Raw genomic sequence first — 16,323 nt, forward strand, 5'->3', positions numbered from 1 at the left:
TGTTCGGCAGAGATCTGTCCTGGCGCTCACGCCAGCAAGTCGGTGGTCCACCGCGAGCGGAGCTACCAGCTACGGCCGGGAGCTGCCGTCGGAACCGGCAACACGCAGAGCACCTGCCAACCGGTCCCCTGCGGTCCGGCGGTCAAGCTGCCACCGAGGGCATCGGTACGCCCGACGAGCCCCGCTAGGCCGGTGCCGCCGCCATGGCGTACCCGGAGGGGCGAGCCCGTGCCACCGTCGTTGGTGACCGACACCGATACCGCCGGCCCCGGCATCGAGGTCACTGAGACGGCGACTGCCGTCGCTCCGGCGGCGTGCCGCCGGATGTTGGTCAACGCTTCGAGCACCACCGCGTACACGGTCTTCTCCACTTCGGGCCCAAGGGTGTCGGGCAGGCTGTCGGCCATCGCCAGCTCGGCCCGGACCGTGCCCCCGGCGGCAAACCGCTCAACCAGCTCGGCGAGGTCGGCCAGGCCGTACACCCGGGTCGACGGCTGGTCGTCGGGCTCGGTGACGTCCGGACTACGCAGCGCCTGCACGGTGTGGTCCATCGAGTCCAGGGCGCGCAGGCCGGCCTCCTCGATGCGGGCCAGCAGGTGCCGGGTCTGCTCGGGGTCGTAGTCCGACACCCGGGCGGCCTGGGCCTCCAAGACGATGCCCATCACGTCGTGCGCGACGAAGTCGTGCAGGTCGCTGGCTACCTCCAAGCGTTGTTGCCGCCGGGCGTGAACCACGGACCGTTCCCGCCGCCGGTCCAGTGACCGCAGGTAGAGCCCCACGCCGACTGCGCAGGCGGCCGGGAAGAGTGCCAGCGCCAAACCGACCACCGACTCGGCCCAGCCGGACGTGGGCAGCCGCAGCGTCAACCGCAGCGGCAGGAACAGCACCGCGGCGCCGGTCACCGCCGCGACCGCGACGACCTGCCGGTCTGGCACCCGCCGGACGACCCGGGCCATCAGTGCCCACAGTGCCACGATCTCGAATGGCATCCACAGCAGGGTGAGAGCGTGCGGCCCCGGATAGCCGAGGTCGACGGCCAGCGAGACCCCGGCGGCGGCGCTGGCTGCGATCGCCAGCGAGACCGGCCCGGCCGGCCAGCGCAGGATCGCCGCGGCGAGCGCCATCGCGGCCGGAATCGCGCACAGCCAGCCGACTGGCGGCCCGAGCAGGGCCAGGAGCAGCACCATAATAACGGCGATGCCGCACCAGACATCGCGGCGGAGCCACCACCGCAGGAATTTGGTCAGCATGACGAGAGCCTAGGCAGCATCGCGGTCCGGCGATGACCGCCAGCGGAGCACCTACCTCGGAACGTCTATCGTTACGTGATTGGCGGCGCGGATGATCAGGTGCGCCGCCGTAGCCCAGCCCCATTTGGGGGTGCAGGCTCTATACTTGCCATCGCGTAAACACGGAGGGCCGCTGAGCTTAGAGGTTGGTGCGCACTTTGAGCGAAAAGGATATAAAGACCACCTCCGACGAAAACTTGCGCCATCGCCACGCTCCGGTATTTATTGCTGCTTTTGTGATGGTTAGCGTAGTGGCCGTGTCTGTTTTCATCTATAACAACCGGGGACCGAAACCCCCGGGAGGCGAGCTCAAGCTTCCACCACCCTACGGATGGCACACCTCTGAAGATGTCGGCACAAAATTCACGGACGGCCTCAATCTCGTTACGGTAACACCGCACGGACGAGGTCCACTGCGCCTCATCTCAGCGAGGCCAGTCATGGATTCCGGCAAGAGCGTACTTGTCATCGAAACCCTGGCGCGAATCAATCCGGACATGCTACCGCCGAACGCTGAAGTGGGGTCGTTCCAGCAGGGGCTCGGGTTTCCACCTACACAGCCTCATGCGGCAGGCGCCATGCCCGTCGAAGGGCTAATCGTTCAGCCACCTGAACCGGGCGAGAATCGCTGGATCGAGCTCCAGATTGGCCTTGAGGTAATCGCGCCGGGCCGCTCCGTGCGTCGCGGCATCGAACTTGTCTACGAATATGAAGGTAATCGACATATAGCATTTATCCCAAGTTATGTGGCCTACTGTGCGCCAGCTACTGTGGAGTGCGAGCCTGAGTATGACAAGTAAACCGGGCATCATTCATGGGTCTGCTGCACCGAGGCTCCCACTCCAGAAAAGGTGATGTGGACGATGAAGCTGCGCAAACTAGGTGCTGACGGGCCGATGGTGTCGAGGTTGGCGCTGGGCTGCATGACCTTCGGGCAGGAAACCGACGAGGACTCGGCGTACGCGATCCTCGACGCCTTCGTCGAGGCTGGCGGCACGCTGATCGACAACGCCGACGTCTACGCCGACGGCCGCAGCGAGGAGATTCTGGGCCGTTGGATGCGGGACCGCCCGGAGCACCGCAAGAACCTGGTCCTCGCTACCAAGGGGCGATTTCCGGTGACCGGCCAGCCGGGTGCGGGTCTGAGCCGGGCCTATCTGCACCGGGCGCTGGACGCCAGCCTGCGGCGACTCGGCGTCGAACGAATCGACATCTACCAAGCGCACGGGCCCGACCCCCGAGAACCCCCCGAGGAGTTCGCTGCTTTCGCCGTCGAGGCCACCGCGGCAGGCAAGGTGGCGCACCTCGGGGTCAGCAACTTCGCCGGGTGGCAGACGGCATTGCTGCACTCCGAGATGCTACGGTCCGGGGCTGCCGCACCGGTTTCGCTGCAGCCTCAGTACAGCCTGCTCGTGCGCGAGCCCGAGTGGGAGCAGCTTCCGGCGGCTCAGGCGCTCAACATGGGCACCATGGTGTGGGGCCCGCTCGGGGCGGGCTGGCTAACCGGCAAGTATCGCCGCGATTCCAATGCGCCTTCGGGAAGCCGGCTGGGTGACGACCCGAACCGGGGTCTGGAGGCATTCTCCCGGCGGGGCACCGAGCGGAACTGGCGTATCGTCGAGACACTCGCTGAGGTCGCGGCACACCACGGCCTCACCCCCGCGCACGTCGCGCTGGCATGGGTAATGGACCGGCCCGGCATCACCGCTGCTCTGGTCGGTGCCCGCACGGCCGACCAGCTACGCACAAGCCTCCAGGCAGAGAACCTGCACCTCGATCCCGCTGCCATGGAGATTCTTAACAAGGTCAGCGAACCGGCGACTCCCGACTACCCCTACACGTTCCTCACGGAAGTGTCGGCGTGGAACGAACGCTGACCTGGGTAGACCGCGTAGCCCCGGCGGGGCGGGCGATGCTCGCTGGCCCTAAAGAAAGGCTGATGCGTGTTTGACCTGAACGTTCCCGGCCGGTTGATCGCAATCGTCGGCATCGACGGAGCAGGCAAAACGACACAGGCAAAGGAGCTCACGTCGTGGCTCAAAACGCTCGGTGTTCCCGCATGTCAACTGCCGCATCAGACCCTTCTCCCGGTCCGACAGTCCCTCGACGAGATCGCTCGGGAAGATGGCTTCGAGGATCACCTCGCAATGTTGGGTCCAGAAATCATCCGCCTGATCTCGGCGTGCTGTAAATTTGTTACGCTCTCCGCGCTGAAGGGAACGGCAGCCGATCCGGAATCTGTCACCTTGATGGATCGCTACACTTACTGTCAATATGCGGCGGTTCGGTTGCAGCGGGCGGACAACGAGGAGTTCCTGCGGCGCCTCAACCGCGCGCTCCCCACCCCCGACCTGACCATCTTCCTCGACGTCGATCCCGCTGCCGCTCAACGACGTATCGAAAGTCGCGGCATCGATCGGGAGAGCATCGACTTTCTCGCCGGCTACCGGCGCGCCTACCGGTCCCTGCCAGAGTTCGACAGCTTCGTCGTTGTGGACGGCAACGGTGGGCGGGAGGCGGTGCAGCGGGCTCTGCGTGAGGTCGTCGCCACCGCCCTCGACATGCCGGCGCCCCTTCCCCAGCCACCCACAGGGCACGACCCCGACCGGTAGACACTGACGTGGTTGCGGCAGTCGAGCCGGGAACCACGACAGTCCTACGAGGACCAGCGCTTTGTCAGAGCGCGCAACCGTGCAGGGCGCCATCTCGTCGAGTTCGTCTGGCTGCCCTTCTATCGGCCTCGGGCGGCTCAGCCCTTGCTGAACGCCTTCGGACTCACGCCGAGAATCCGCTTGAAGTGGCGGCTCAGGTGCGGCTGGTCGCAGAAGCCGCTCGCCCCGGCGACCGATCCCAGTGGCTCCCCGGCCAGAATCAGCCGGCGGGCCAGGTCGACCCGGCGAGAGATCAGGTACCGATGCGGCGACATGCCGAACTCGCGGGTGAACGACCGCACCAGATAGGCCGGGTGAAAGTGCAGCACGCGGGACGCCTCGTCGAGCGAGACGCCCGGCACCACGTGCTCCTCCAGCAGATCCCGCAGCCGGTACGCCGGGGCCCGGTCGAGTCGCTCGGGCCGGCCCGCGTGGCCGAGCCGAGCGCGCAGCCGCTCGGTGATCTCCGCTAGATGGGTCTCGGCCGCGAGCTCCTCGCCGGCCTGCCCGATCACCGCGTGCAGGGCTGAGATCCGGCGACGCAGAGCGGGATCGACGAACGCCGAATTGTCCACCGAGGCCCCGATCAGCCCGGTGGGCAGCCGATCCGGCTCCAGGTAGAACACGCGCTTGCGCAATCCGTGCGGGTGGGCGGCGGTGCCGTTGTGCGGTACGTGCGGCGGGAGCAGGGTGACCAGGTCGCCGAACGCGCCGCGCTCGTGCTTGTCGAGGTCGTACCGTACGGCGCCGTCGTCGACGATCAGTATCGTCCAGGTGTCGTGCGCGTGCATCGGATAGGCGTGACCGGTGAGATGGGCGCGCAGCACCTCCACCACACCGCCCAGGCGCGGACGCCAAGCGGAGATCGCCATGCCCGCCGCGCCAGCGCTGGTCACCGACACGTCAAAATCGTACAAGACAGCGGGACCGGCACGGCCGATCATCGGATCATGCAATCTGACACCACACCCGCACGCTTCGACACCAAGATCGCCGTTCTCCTGCGCGACGACCTGCTCACGTGGCAGCGCCTCAACATCACCGCGTTCCTGGTCAGTGGCATCGGCACCGCGGTGCCCGAGGTGATCGGCCAGCCGTACGAGGATGCCAGCGACGTGCAGTACCTGTCGATGTTCCGGCAGCCCGTACTCGTGTTCGTGGGTGGTAAAGAACTGCTCCAGGCGGCACATTCCCGGGCGATCGGCCGTAACCTCCCGGTGTCGGTCTTCACCTCCGACCTGTTCGCCACGAACAACGACCGGGACAACCGGGCCGCCGTCCGCGCCGTCACGACCGAGCAGCTGGACCTAGTCGGGATGGCCACCTACGGCCCGCGTAACGCGGTGGACAAGGCACTCAAGGGCGCAAAGATGCATCACTGACCGGCCGGGTCCGCCGCCGGGATCGGCGCGCATTCCCACCAGGTTCCCACCAGGTTCCCGCCGGCCGACCGACGCCGAGGAGCTGCGCGGCCGGTGGCCCTCAGGGTAGACAGTGTGTCGCGCCGCCAGAAATACGCCTCGGCGGGCGTCCTCCTCGTGGGAGAACACCCGCCGATTCGGGGGAAATCAGGGGCTCAGGCTGCCTTGATCACGAGCTTTCCCCCACCCGTGTCGACATCGACGTTCGGACCCGACGCCGTGGTCGCTACCGCTACCTTCTTCGGCCCGCCACCGGCGTCAGCATTCACCTGGAACGGGCCACCGGGCAGAGCCACGTCGGCGCCGCCACCACCGGTACGCACGCTCACCGACTGCGGGGCCACGCTCATGGCGACCTTGACACCACCACCGCCGGAGTCAACCCCGAGCTTCGGGGACGAGAGCTTGACGGCCACCACCTTGCCGCCGCCCGAGTCGACCTGAACGGCACCGGTCACGCCCGACACATCGACCGCGCCACCACCCGACCGGATAGCAACGGCACCAGTCACGCCCGACACATCGACCGCGCCACCGCCGCTGGCCAGCGTGACCGCAAGCGAGGCCGGCACGGTGATCTCGTAATCCACGTTGCAGACGCCATCGACGTGGCAGCGGTCGGCCTCGAGGAGCAGCTCGCCGTTACTGACGCTGTGCCGGCTGACCGGCTTGGTATCCCGATACTCCATCGTCTCGGTGACCTTGACCGGGCCATCGCCGACTTTGATCTCGATGTCGCCGCCGTACTCGTCCACCCGCAGGCTGGTCACCGCGTCGGAGATCTCGTAGGACGACGAGGCTCTGTGTTCGCCGAACCCCGACTCACCGCAGGCGGAGAGCGCCGTCACCACACCGATCGCCGCCACCATGCCCATTGCTTTGTTCAGTGCGCCCGTCACCGCGGCCCCTTCAGTCGATCAACATTCCCTGCACCTGCGATGATCACCAGGCACACGCGAACCTTAATGTGCACACACTCTGCTCGGGTGCCCTACTGCCCGCTGGCTCGACCGGCGGGCAGGTGACGCCGAACCCGCGCCCGCTCCAGGGGCTTCGCGTCGTCGGCTGAGGTTGTGTCTGACCTGGTCGTGGTGATCACACCCCCAGCGGCACTCCACCTCTGTTGCAGCGGATCACCAGGACGGCGAAGGATCCGTTCAAGGCTGCATGACGAGGCACTAGCCCGAGAAATTCACGGTGATCGTTGCAAGGCGCCGTTCGTCGGCATGTAGATGAGCGGAAGTGCCTGCCCTGCAAGGACACTCGTGCTTGCGACATCTACAGGTTTCCGTTCGAGCGAGGCACTCCCAAGGTGCGGCTTGCGGCGCGGTCGAGGGATCTGCGGGCGACCGCGGGCGGTTCGGGTGCGGCGATCTGCGACATCGACGTGCTGCGTCACCAGCAGGAGGTGTTCACCAGATGGGGCAACCGTGCCTCGCTGCCATACCCCTGCCATGATGTCGATCATGGGAGTAAAACGTCTTACCGGTCAGATTCGGCGTGCGCGGGTGTCGATAGCGCTCGCGGTCATCGCCGCGGTCATCGCCGGGCTCGGCGGCTATCGCGTGGGGGTGGCGCGTGAGCGGCATTCGGCGACCGCGGTCGTGTTGACGGGGACCGTCACCTGGTCTAACGAGGAGACGCGACTGATCGCGTTCGAGACGGATGGCGTCGTCCGTAAGCAAAACGATCGGACCGAGTTCTACTCCGTGATCGCATACGATTGGCAGGACGCTGCGGGAACGAGTCACTCAGGTCGCACCTATCCGACCTGTCTTGCTGAAGAGGGCGGCGATTCAGTTTCCATGTACCACCGCCGCGCTGAGTTGACCGTCATTGACTGGGACACCGGTGGCATCCAGCAGATGCCTGTCGCGGTCCGAGTCAGATGTCTGGCATGACCCCCATGGCACGCCGGCAGACGGGACTTCCTCGTCCTCACATCGACGGCTCTCGGCGCGAACCGACTCGAACCCTACTGGGAAGCCCTCCGGGTCCGCGCGGCTACCAGCGTGACGGCCAGGACGGTCAACGAGATGACGCCGACGGCTCGACCGATCCGGTCAATGCCCCGCTCAGCTCCAGCTGCCATCCAACGAATAGTAGGTCATGCATGGCGCGTCGGCCCAGCCCGCCCACCTCGATTCGGGGACCAGCATCCTGGCCCGCAGCAGTGCCGCGTCAACTGTGCGAACCGGGGATTACCATCCTCGAATCTTGCTCCTTGGTGGAGTACGCGGCGGCACAGTCCCGGCTTCCCGCACCACGGCGCGGGCCGAGATTGAGAGTGGACAAGATTCAGGAGTAGGTGCGTGGACGACGAACGACTGGCACTGGTCATGCTGAAGCCTGACGCGGTACGGCAGCAGCTGACCGGCCCGCTACTGCGCTGGCTGGCCGAGCGGGGGTTCGAGCCGGTCGGATTCCGGCAATTCCTGCTGTCCGCCGAGTGCCGGGCCAACCTCTACCGTACGACCCGCAGTGGTGGTCGGCTCGACTGGCACCTCAACGCCGTCCTGTACACCCTGGGGCCGGTACAGAGCCTTCTCCTGCGCGGTCCGGCCGGAGACCTCCCGGCGGCGAGCCTCGTGTCCGGGCACCTCAAGGGCGACTTCCGTCCGTCGCAGGCGCAGCCCGGCACGATGCGAGCAGATCTCGGTGCGTTGAACCCCATCTTCAATCTGGTGCACTCCGCGGACGACCCGGCGAGCGTCCGGAGGGAGTCCCGCGTCCTCTTCGATGACGGCCCTGTCTTCGATGAGCCTGAGCTGTCGGCTGCTGCCACTCGACCGCCCACGCCATTTCCCTTATGGAGCACTGTCGGCGGTGTTCTCCTCCGGTGGGCGGCGGAAGCAGGCGTGGCTGAGGCGACGCTGGCCGGGGTGGACTGGCCGGCGGACTCGGATGGCCCGCGACCCCATGCGCTGCGGGTGGCGACCCGGGCGGTCGAGGAAATCGCGGCTTCGTCGTCGCCGGGCACGGCCCGGATCCTGGCTGGTATCCGCACGGGCGAGACGACGTGGGACGGATGGCGAGATCGGACCAGAATCGACGACGACCCCTGGCCCTCCTACCTCACATACACCACCCTGCGCTACCTCGATCTTTGTCTGGAGACCCCGTGATGCATGCCCCGTCCTGACGGAGAGCCCACAACCCCGGCCCCGGAACGGGATCTGTTCGCCGGAATCCGGGCCGATTGGCCGGGCTGGTCTGTTCGACAAGAAGGTCGTCGAGAGTCTCGCCGATCATCGCGAGGGCTTGCCGCTGACTTACGATCGTGGATCGAGTCGGTACGGGGGCAACGGCGGCGAGCTTTTCCCGGGCGTCGGCGACCATGGCCGCCCAGGCTGCGTTGTCGAGCGTGCCGGTCGTGTCGAGGAAGGCCAGGATCCGGGCGCCGTCGGCGAAGCGTGCCACTGCCGTCATCATCGCGACGAAGCTGATCATGACCACGCAGGCGGCGTGCATGTTGTCGGCCTCGAGCAGTTCTTCGACGTGGGCACGGAGGAGCTGATAGGCGGCTCTGCGGTCGCCGCGCCGGAACAGTGCCTGGGCGCGCACNGACTGGTTCGGCGAGTGGGTGCGTGCCGGCAGCGGCACGTCGAGCGCCTGGTCGAACAGCTGGTCCGCGGCAGCCCGTCGCCCCTGGAAGGCGGCGGAGAATCCGAGCAGCATCAGCGTCCAGTGCAGCAGGGTCGGCGGGCCGTGGCTGCGGAACCGGTCGATGAGCGGGGTGAGCTGGGCTTCGCCGCGTGCGTACTGCCCCTGAAAAACCAACGCTACGCCGAGGTCGACCTCGACCTGCGCGGCGAGATCCTCGGCGCCGAGCCGGCGCAGCTCGGCCAGCGCCGGGGGCGCCGTGTGGATCTGCGCGGCGTAGTCGTCGTGGACGTTGGCCCGTAGGTGCCGGGCTACCGGGTCGTCCGGATCGCAGTGCTGCCGGACCAGGGTGTCGAACCCGGCCGGCTCCTGACGGACGTGATAGCGGGACGCGGCGGCGATCAGGCCGGCCACAACCCGCGGCCGGTCCTCGACCCGCAGCCGGTCCTCGGCCGGCGTCCGGTCCTCGGCCGGCGTCCGTTCCTCGGCCGGTGCCTGTTCGAGGAGGCGTTGCGCCCACTGCCCGATCTCGTGCCGGTGCCGCCGGGCGGCCTCGGTGCAGACCGGCCGGAACAGGTCATGGGCGAGGCGGTAGTCGCCGCAGGCAAAAGCCCGGTCAACCGCTACGCGCAGGTTGGGCCAGAGCTCGTCCAGCCGGGCGACCCCCTGGGCTTCCGCCAGGCCGGTGAGCTGGTCGTGCAGCGAGACCACCCGTTCCCGTACGTATCGGGTGTGTGCGGCCCGGGCGGATGCGGCCGTCGGTCCGGCGGCGAGGTGCTCGGCGGCGAACTGGCGTACTGGCTCCAGCAACCGGAACCGCTGGCCGAACGGGCCGGGTTCGGCGGCCACCATCGAGCGCTGTACGAGGCGGTGCAGCACATCGTTGACCTTCAGGCCGCTGCCGGCGGCAACGGCCGCGGCTCCGGCCCGGTCGACTGGGCCGGTGCACACCGACAGCCGTTGCAGCAGGTCCTGTTCGGCCGCGGTGAGCAGCCGGTAGGACCATTCGATCGTGGCGCGCATGGTGCGGTGCCGGTCCGCACCGGTCCGCCGCCCGCCGACCAGCAGCCCGAGCTGATCGTCGAGACGCTCCCGGATCTCCTGCGGGGTGTGACTGACGGTTTGGGCGGCGGCCAGCTCGATGGCGAGGGGAAGCCCGTCGAGGCAGCGGCAGATCTCCTCGATCACCTCCCGTACGGCGTCCGTCGTGCCCGCCGCGCCGGTCAGCGCGTTCGCACGTTCGGCGAACAGGTCGGCGCCGGCCCCGGCCGCGGGTAAGGGTGGCACGGCGACCAGCCGTTCGTGACCGTGGTTGAGGCCGAGCGGTTCCCGGGCGGTGGCCAGCACCCGCACCTGCGGGCAGCCGTCCGCGACGGCCTGGGCTAGGCGGGCTGCGCCGTCCACGACGTGTTCGCAGTTGTCGAGCACCAGCAGCGCCCGGAGGGAACTCAAGGCCAACACAATGGACTCACTCAGCGACCGGCCTGGGCCCTCCTCGACGCGTACCGCCGCGGCGACAGCTTGGGGAACGTCCTGGTCCGTCGTGATCTCGGTCAGGTCGACCAGCCAGGCGCCGTGCTCCAGCCGGGCCCGTTGGGCGGCCGCGACGGCGAGCGCGGTCTTGCCGATACCGCCCGGCCCGACCAGGGTGACCACCGGGCTCTCGACCAACGACCGGCCGACGAGGTCGAGGGCAGCGTCACGGCCAAGCAGTCGTACGGTGCGCCGGGGCAGCCGGTCGACCCGCTCGGGCCGCCGCGCGCCGCCGATACGGTGGTCCTGGCCGAGAATCGCCAACTCCAGGCGGCGCAGTCGCGGCCCGGGCTCCACACCCAGGTGCTCGATCAGCCGCTGACGGGCAGTGCGGTACGCGGCCAGCGCGTCGGCCTGCCGGCCCACCCGGTACAGCGCTGTCATCAGCAGCGCCCAGATGCCCTCCCGGAACGGATACCGCGCGCTCAACTCGGTCAACGGCCCCACGGTCGCTGCGGCGTCCACGTCCACCCGGGCGGCGAGATCGGCCTCGACCACGCCGAGCCACCGCTCGACCAGGCCGTCCACGGCGGCAGCCAGGCCGGGCACCGGCACCCCGGCCAGCGGGTCGCCGGTCCACTCGGCGAGCGCCCCGGCGAGGTCGCCGGCCTCGACCCGCCGGCTGAACCGGATCACATCGACCGCATCGGCGGGCACATCGAGACGGTACGCGGCACCCGAGCGCACAATCCTCGTGGCGCCCAGACCACCCCGTAGCCGAGCGATGTACGACTGCAGGGTTCGAACGGCGGTACGGGGTGGTTGCTCGCCCCACAGCAGATCGATCAGCCGCCAGTCCGGCACCGCCACGCCGGGCTGCAACGCCAGGGCCGCCAGCAGCGCACGGCACTTACCCGCCCCGATGTCGACGGCGGCGCCGTTGCCGTCCAACACCTCGACTCCGCCGAGCAACCGGATGCGTACCGCCGGCCCTGCCATCGCCACTCCCGCGTCCGATACCCGCCCCGACCCGCAGCTCAACATTTTCGCAACGCCGGCACAACGCCGGTCCAACGCCTGCCCGGCACGATCGGTCCACCTCGATCGCGGGAGGCAGGTCGCCGCCCGTCGCTCGAACCCGCCGCAGCCCGACCCAGGGTTGCCACGATACTGCTGGAGGAACAATGTCCGACCGGTCCGCCGCCCGCCTCGCCGGCGCTCTCTTCCTACTGGTCATCGCGGTCGTCCTGGCCAGTTCGGCTGCTGCCGGCAGCGGCACCGGCGGCATCGCGGAACGGCTCGACGACATCGCCACACACCCGTCCGGGGTACGGCTCAGCATCGTGCTGCTGGCCATCGCCGGCATCGCCACGCTGGGTCTGGCCGCCATGCTGCACGCCATCACCCGCCGACAGGACCCGTCCCTGGCTGCTTTCGCCCTGGCCTGCCGGGCGGTGGAGTCGGGACTCTACGCGGTTCAGATCCTCGGTGCCATGCTGCTCCTGTCGCTCAGCGGGCAACGCACGGACAGCGCCCGGGAACTGGGTGCGGCGACGGTCGACATCGCCGCGTGGAGCACGAACGTCGGCGCCTGTTTCTTCGCCGTCGGCAGTGCCGTGTTCGCCTACCTACTGCTGCGGTCCCGCGCGATCCCCCGACCGCTGGCCAGCCTCGGCCTGCTCGCATCGCTGCTGCTCGCCGTCAGCGTCCCCGTGCAGAGCGCCGCCGGCGCCGTTACCGCCGAAGGCGCCGGAATACTGCTGTGGCTGCCGATGCTCGCCTTCGAAATCGCCACCGGTGGCTGGCTCCTCATCAAGGGCCTACGGTCCACGGACCCCGCCTTCGCCCCTTTCACCGGCGCAAAGGAGAGCGACGAAGTGAGAACAGCATGACGAAGCAGCTCAACTCGATCATGAACGAAGGTTGGCGGCCTTCGATTCGGCCCAGCCAGCGTCGGGTCACCGGGGATACTCCAGCGCGGATCCACTCCAGTAACACTGGTTTCAGTCTGCGCTTCAGCTTCCCCACCGACTCCTTGCAGATACGCTGAGCAGGCCAGCTTCGCCAAGCTTGGAGGATGCAGCTATGCCCGTTCTGGTCGCGTTCTCGGTCACTCCACTCGACGTCGGCGAAGACATCGGTGAGCTTGTGGCTGAAGCCGTACGCGTGGTCCGCGCCTCGGGTCTACCGAACCACACCGATGCGATGTTTACTCTGATCGAGGGCGAGACCTGGGATCAGGTGTTCGAGGTGGTCAAGGACGCAGTCGATGCGGTGGCATTGCGGTCGCCGCGGGTCAGCACAGTCATTAAAATGGATTACCACCAATATAAATCGAACGCCATAACGGCCAGAATGGAAGCCGTCGACCGATACCTTGCATCTGGTCACGAAGAAAAGTCATCAGCTTAATCTCGTGGTGGGTCCGCGGTCGGGCCGGGTCGTGCGGATACTAGCTTGATCTTCCGCGGTTGGGGCGCGGTGTTGCCCGCGGTCGGCGAGCAACATCTGCACTTCCAACGCCCGGTCTTCGATGGCGGGTGTGAGGTGCTCAACTGACATCAGGGACAGTGGTGGGGCGGCGAACTGCCGACGTCCCGCTTCTCCGGGGCGTGCCGAGTAGCCGAGTTCAAGGCGGGTGATGCGATGCCCGGACGAACAGATACTTGACCACTTGTCCGAAGCACGTCAGCATTCAGCGGCACACGCGAGGCCACGGCCAGGCTGTGGCTGTTGGATGCACGAAGGAGGGTGCCCGGCGGTGGATCGGTCAGTGGACTTCTGGTTCGACCCGAGTTGCCCGTACACCTGGATCACGTCGCGATGGATCGTCGAGGCGGCGACGGTGCGCCCGCTGAAGATCCGCTGGCACGTGATGAGCCTCTCGGTGCTCAACGAAGACCGAGAGGTCGACCCGGAGGGTGACACCGAGGGCTACCTGTGGGGCCCGGTACGCGTCTGCGCGGCCGTCGAGCAGGGGCACGGCCCGGACGGACTGGCCCGCTTCTTCACCGCGTACGGAAAGCGGGTCCACGAGGGTGGCGAGTGGGCCGAGTTCGGCGATGTCCTGGCCGACGCCGGCCTCCCGGCGGACCTGGCCGCAGCGGCGGGGACGAGCGAGTTCGACGAGGCGGTCCGGGCGTCGCACGCGGCGGGAATCGCCCTGGTCGGCGACCATATCGGGACCCCGATCATCGCCGCCGACGACACGGACGGGAACCGGGTCGCCTTCTTCGGGCCGGTGATCTCGCGGATCCCGCGGGGCGAGGAGGCGGGCCGGCTCTTTGACGGCGCGGTGCTGGTCGCCGGTGTGGCGGGTTTTCACGAGCTGAAGGGGCGACCGCACGCGGAGCCGCAGTTCGGCGGGTAGTGCCTACACCGCGGCCCGCGAGCGTCACCGGTGCTCAGCCGACACGTTTCATGGCTTCCTGCTTGCGGTCCTGCATCTTCGAACCTGACTCACGGCGTGCGGCGCGGCTCAACACGATCGGCGCCAGCAGAAGGCCGATGATGGCCCAGGCGGTCAGCGCCCCCGCCGTTTCCAACTGGCGCCAACTGCCGGTGATCTCCACTGCGGCGGCCGAGTCGGGCAGGAAGACCGACCGGGTGCCGAGCCCGAGCCAATAGACCGGAAACACCTGGGCGATGTTCTGCACCCAGACCGGCAGGCTCTGGATCGGATAGATGATGCCGGAGATGCCGGTCAGGGCCATCGTGGGGAAGGTGACCCAGGTGTTCGCCGCCCGGGGGCCCTTCACCAGCGACCCGACGATGATGCCCAGCGGCATGGTGGCCAGCAGCCCGAGCACGAACACCCAGAGCAGGGTGAGCCAGCTGCTGACGTGCAGGGATGCCAGCCCATCCACCAGCAGCAGGCCGGGCACCAGGATGAGGACGAGCAGGGGCAGCGTGTTCATCGACAGGCCGAGCACCCGTCCACTCAGGTAGCCGAGGACGCCCTGCGGGATGGTCTTGGCCCGTAGCAGCGTGCCGTCCTCCCGGTCGGCCGCCAAGGAGTACGCGGCGCCGCCCACCGTCTGGAAGGCGAGCAGGCCGCCGAGCAGGCTCGGCATCACGACGGTGGCCAGCGACAGATCAGTCCCCTCGACCGTCGAGTCCCGCTGGAAGAACAGGACCGTCAGGAATACGGCCGCCAGCAGCAACCAATAGGCCATGTCACCCACGTTCGTCAGGCTCTGCCGGAACTCGATCCAGCCTCGGCGCAGCCCGAGGCGTACGGCATAGGTCGTCGGATTCACGCCCGAGTCCCCTCGCAGGACGCTGCCGCCTCGGTCAGCACCTCGGGGCGCTCGACGACAACCCCGGCGAGGACATCCTGCTGCCCGTACCGCACACGCAGGTCGCGAGCTTCGATCGGGACCGTCTCGTCCGGCGGACCGACGGTCGGCGCTGCCTCCTCCAGTTTCTGCACGCTCGCCATAAACTACGCCCTCCGCTAGGTCTCCTTGTACGAATGATAGTACATCTGCTACATCCCGTGGTCACTCTAGTAGCCGATGACCGCACGACGAGTCACTGCACGCCGTGCTCGGTGCGAGGTCCGAGCCGGCGCCCGTCAAGGGCGATCAGGACTGTGGAGCGAGGTCGATGCGGTAGCGGCCACCACCGGGCCGGTGCCGGGGATCGGAGTGGACCGAGGCCGGAGGCGACGGCGCCCGAGAACAGCCGCGAGCGCCCCGATGAAGCCACCCACCACCGCGAGCAGGAACGCGGCGGTGCTGTCGGTCGCGTCAACCACCTGGCCGCCGACGGCAGCTCCGGCGGCCAAGCCGACCGTCACCGCGCTGGACAGCCAGGCGAACCCCTCGGTCAACGCGGCGCGGGGCACCAGCGACGCGGCCAGCGAACTTCCGGAGATCAGGATCGGTGACACGACGACACCCGCGAGTGCGATGCCGACGGCCAACACCGGCACGGTGTCCGCGAACACCATCGGTACGGCGACCACGCAGAGCGCGGCGGCTGATCCCACGAGGCGTTGCAGGGACGTGATCCGGTCGATCGGCACCGACCCGTACACCAGCCCGGCGACGAGGCTGCCGACCGCGAACAGCGCGAGCAGCACGCCCGCGGCGCCGGTGACGCCGCGCTCGGAACTGAACGACACCACAGCGACGTCGACCGCACCGAGAAACACCCCGAGACCGACATAGACGGTGAGCAGGACACCCATGCCCCGGGCGCGGACCGCACTCGCCCGCCGCTGCTGGGGCGCCCGCGGCGGTTCGGTGCGCCGCTGGACGGCGAGCGCAAGCGAGCCGAGCACGGTGAGCGCCAGGGCGCACAGCAGCCCGGCCGCCGGGAACCGCCCCACCGCCAGGGCGGTGACCAACACCGGACCGGCCACGTAGATGACCTCGTCGAGGATGGATTCGAGGGCGTACGCCGTCGGCACCCGGGTCGAATCGACGAGCACCGTCCACCGGGCCCGGACCAGCGAGCCGAGTGGCAGGGCCGACGCCCCCACGAGCGCGGCGGAGCCGATCAACGTCCACGCCGGGGCGGATCGGCCGGCCAGGACTACGAGCGCCACCATCCCGAAGGCGTGCACGAGCACCGAGACGGCGATGACGATCCGCTGCCCGACCTGGTCGGCGGCCCGCCCCAACGCCGGGGCGGCGACCGCCTGCGCCAGCGTGAGCGCCGCGGTGACCACGCCGGCGAGGCCGTACGAGTCGGTTTGAATGGAGATCATGAGCAGGCAGCCGAGGCTGCGCATCGACATCGGCAGCCGACCGACGAAGCCGGCGGACACGAAGAGGGCAGCACCCGGCGTGCCGAGCAGCTCGCGGTACGCGCGCAAAGCCAGTCACCCTTTCCTCGGTATCGCCAGCAACCCCATCAGGTAGTCGTCACCACTCGACC

Annotated in this window: 16 protein-coding genes; 9 read left to right on the forward strand and 7 right to left on the reverse strand. The window is 68.3% G+C overall.

Annotation, left to right across the window (positions count from 1 at the left end; translation table 11 throughout):
- Window positions 1-62: 62 nt before the first annotated feature.
- Window positions 63-1,250: a sensor histidine kinase gene (locus SALPAC2_RS0114185; protein ID WP_018217302.1), complete on the reverse strand. Its 1,188-nt coding sequence runs from the start codon at window positions 1,248-1,250 to the stop codon at window positions 63-65.
- A 197-nt stretch (window positions 1,251-1,447) separates the two neighbouring features.
- Between SALPAC2_RS0114185 and SALPAC2_RS27315 the strand changes: the two genes are divergently transcribed.
- From SALPAC2_RS27315 to SALPAC2_RS0114200, 3 genes are all read left to right on the forward strand, one after another.
- Window positions 1,448-2,089, forward strand: a complete 642-nt coding sequence (locus SALPAC2_RS27315) for a hypothetical protein (protein WP_162561341.1) — start codon at window positions 1,448-1,450, stop codon at window positions 2,087-2,089.
- A gap of 63 nt (window positions 2,090-2,152) precedes the next feature.
- On the forward strand, window positions 2,153-3,166 hold the full coding sequence (locus SALPAC2_RS0114195; RefSeq protein WP_223874150.1) for an aldo/keto reductase: 1,014 nt from the start codon (window positions 2,153-2,155) through the stop codon (window positions 3,164-3,166).
- Between the two features lie 66 nt (window positions 3,167-3,232).
- On the forward strand, window positions 3,233-3,901 hold the full coding sequence (locus tag SALPAC2_RS0114200; protein WP_018217305.1) for a dTMP kinase: 669 nt from the start codon (window positions 3,233-3,235) through the stop codon (window positions 3,899-3,901).
- A gap of 137 nt (window positions 3,902-4,038) precedes the next feature.
- Here SALPAC2_RS0114200 and SALPAC2_RS0114205 read toward each other — a convergent pair whose 3' ends face one another.
- Window positions 4,039-4,884 (reverse strand): helix-turn-helix domain-containing protein, encoded by an 846-nt coding sequence (locus SALPAC2_RS0114205; protein ID WP_018217306.1) that lies wholly within the window; start codon window positions 4,882-4,884, stop codon window positions 4,039-4,041.
- A 6-nt stretch (window positions 4,885-4,890) separates the two neighbouring features.
- Between SALPAC2_RS0114205 and SALPAC2_RS0114210 the strand changes: the two genes are divergently transcribed.
- Window positions 4,891-5,322, forward strand: coding sequence for a DUF2000 domain-containing protein (locus tag SALPAC2_RS0114210; RefSeq protein WP_018217307.1), 432 nt, complete (start codon window positions 4,891-4,893; stop codon window positions 5,320-5,322).
- A 194-nt stretch (window positions 5,323-5,516) separates the two neighbouring features.
- Here SALPAC2_RS0114210 and SALPAC2_RS26700 read toward each other — a convergent pair whose 3' ends face one another.
- On the reverse strand, window positions 5,517-6,260 hold the full coding sequence (locus SALPAC2_RS26700; protein WP_223874148.1) for a DUF4097 family beta strand repeat-containing protein: 744 nt from the start codon (window positions 6,258-6,260) through the stop codon (window positions 5,517-5,519).
- A 555-nt stretch (window positions 6,261-6,815) separates the two neighbouring features.
- Here SALPAC2_RS26700 and SALPAC2_RS0114220 point away from each other — a divergent pair.
- Both SALPAC2_RS0114220 and SALPAC2_RS0114225 read left to right on the forward strand, forming a co-directional pair.
- Window positions 6,816-7,262: a hypothetical protein gene (locus SALPAC2_RS0114220; RefSeq protein ID WP_109745457.1), complete on the forward strand. Its 447-nt coding sequence runs from the start codon at window positions 6,816-6,818 to the stop codon at window positions 7,260-7,262.
- Between the two features lie 411 nt (window positions 7,263-7,673).
- Window positions 7,674-8,486 (forward strand): nucleoside-diphosphate kinase, encoded by an 813-nt coding sequence (locus SALPAC2_RS0114225; protein ID WP_018217310.1) that lies wholly within the window; start codon window positions 7,674-7,676, stop codon window positions 8,484-8,486.
- Here the strand turns inward: SALPAC2_RS0114225 and SALPAC2_RS24840 are convergent.
- Complete coding sequence (locus tag SALPAC2_RS24840) at window positions 8,437-11,436, reverse strand: ATP-binding protein (protein ID WP_033775283.1); 3,000 nt, start codon at window positions 11,434-11,436, stop codon at window positions 8,437-8,439. The two genes, SALPAC2_RS0114225 and SALPAC2_RS24840, sit on opposite strands and share 50 nt — an antisense overlap.
- A 185-nt stretch (window positions 11,437-11,621) precedes the next feature.
- Between SALPAC2_RS24840 and SALPAC2_RS0114235 the strand changes: the two genes are divergently transcribed.
- The 3 genes from SALPAC2_RS0114235 (at window position 11,622) to SALPAC2_RS0114245 (ending at window position 13,807) form a co-directional block, all read left to right on the forward strand.
- Window positions 11,622-12,329, forward strand: a complete 708-nt coding sequence (locus SALPAC2_RS0114235) for a DUF4386 domain-containing protein (protein ID WP_018217312.1) — start codon at window positions 11,622-11,624, stop codon at window positions 12,327-12,329.
- Between the two features lie 193 nt (window positions 12,330-12,522).
- Window positions 12,523-12,849: a thiamine-binding protein gene (locus SALPAC2_RS0114240; RefSeq protein ID WP_018217313.1), complete on the forward strand. Its 327-nt coding sequence runs from the start codon at window positions 12,523-12,525 to the stop codon at window positions 12,847-12,849.
- A 349-nt stretch (window positions 12,850-13,198) separates the two neighbouring features.
- Entirely contained in the window at window positions 13,199-13,807 is a 609-nt protein-coding gene (locus SALPAC2_RS0114245; protein ID WP_018217315.1) for a mycothiol-dependent nitroreductase Rv2466c family protein, read from the forward strand.
- 34 nt (window positions 13,808-13,841) lie between these two features.
- Here SALPAC2_RS0114245 and SALPAC2_RS0114250 read toward each other — a convergent pair whose 3' ends face one another.
- The 3 genes from SALPAC2_RS0114250 to SALPAC2_RS0114260 all read right to left on the reverse strand — a co-directional run bounded on the left by SALPAC2_RS0114250 (window position 13,842) and on the right by SALPAC2_RS0114260 (window position 16,261).
- Entirely contained in the window at window positions 13,842-14,696 is an 855-nt protein-coding gene (locus tag SALPAC2_RS0114250) for an ABC transporter permease (protein ID WP_018217316.1), read from the reverse strand.
- Window positions 14,693-14,878, reverse strand: coding sequence for a hypothetical protein (locus SALPAC2_RS0114255; RefSeq protein WP_018217317.1), 186 nt, complete (start codon window positions 14,876-14,878; stop codon window positions 14,693-14,695). Before SALPAC2_RS0114255 ends, SALPAC2_RS0114250 begins: the two co-directional genes overlap by 4 nt.
- A gap of 135 nt (window positions 14,879-15,013) precedes the next feature.
- On the reverse strand, window positions 15,014-16,261 hold the full coding sequence (locus SALPAC2_RS0114260) for an MFS transporter (protein ID WP_018217318.1): 1,248 nt from the start codon (window positions 16,259-16,261) through the stop codon (window positions 15,014-15,016).
- Window positions 16,262-16,323: the final 62 nt, after the last annotated feature.

Origin of the sequence: Salinispora vitiensis, from assembly GCF_000378825.1 — a bacterium.
GTDB classification, from domain to species: Bacteria; Actinomycetota; Actinomycetes; order Mycobacteriales; family Micromonosporaceae; genus Micromonospora; species Micromonospora vitiensis.

What these genes read in the sequence shown, in the direction of transcription:
- SALPAC2_RS0114185 (WP_018217302.1), bottom strand. Translation starts at nt 1,250, where the DNA reads ATGCTGACCAAATTCCTGCGGTGGTGGCTCCGCCGCGATGTCTGGTGC.
- SALPAC2_RS0114210 (WP_018217307.1), top strand. Translation starts at nt 4,891, where the DNA reads ATGCAATCTGACACCACACCCGCACGCTTCGACACCAAGATCGCCGTT.
- SALPAC2_RS0114195 (WP_223874150.1), top strand. Translation starts at nt 2,153, where the DNA reads ATGAAGCTGCGCAAACTAGGTGCTGACGGGCCGATGGTGTCGAGGTTG.
- SALPAC2_RS0114240 (WP_018217313.1), top strand. Translation starts at nt 12,523, where the DNA reads ATGCCCGTTCTGGTCGCGTTCTCGGTCACTCCACTCGACGTCGGCGAA.
- SALPAC2_RS0114255 (WP_018217317.1), bottom strand. Translation starts at nt 14,878, where the DNA reads ATGGCGAGCGTGCAGAAACTGGAGGAGGCAGCGCCGACCGTCGGTCCG.
- SALPAC2_RS0114220 (WP_109745457.1), top strand. Translation starts at nt 6,816, where the DNA reads ATGATGTCGATCATGGGAGTAAAACGTCTTACCGGTCAGATTCGGCGT.
- SALPAC2_RS0114235 (WP_018217312.1), top strand. Translation starts at nt 11,622, where the DNA reads ATGTCCGACCGGTCCGCCGCCCGCCTCGCCGGCGCTCTCTTCCTACTG.
- SALPAC2_RS0114205 (WP_018217306.1), bottom strand. Translation starts at nt 4,884, where the DNA reads ATGATCGGCCGTGCCGGTCCCGCTGTCTTGTACGATTTTGACGTGTCG.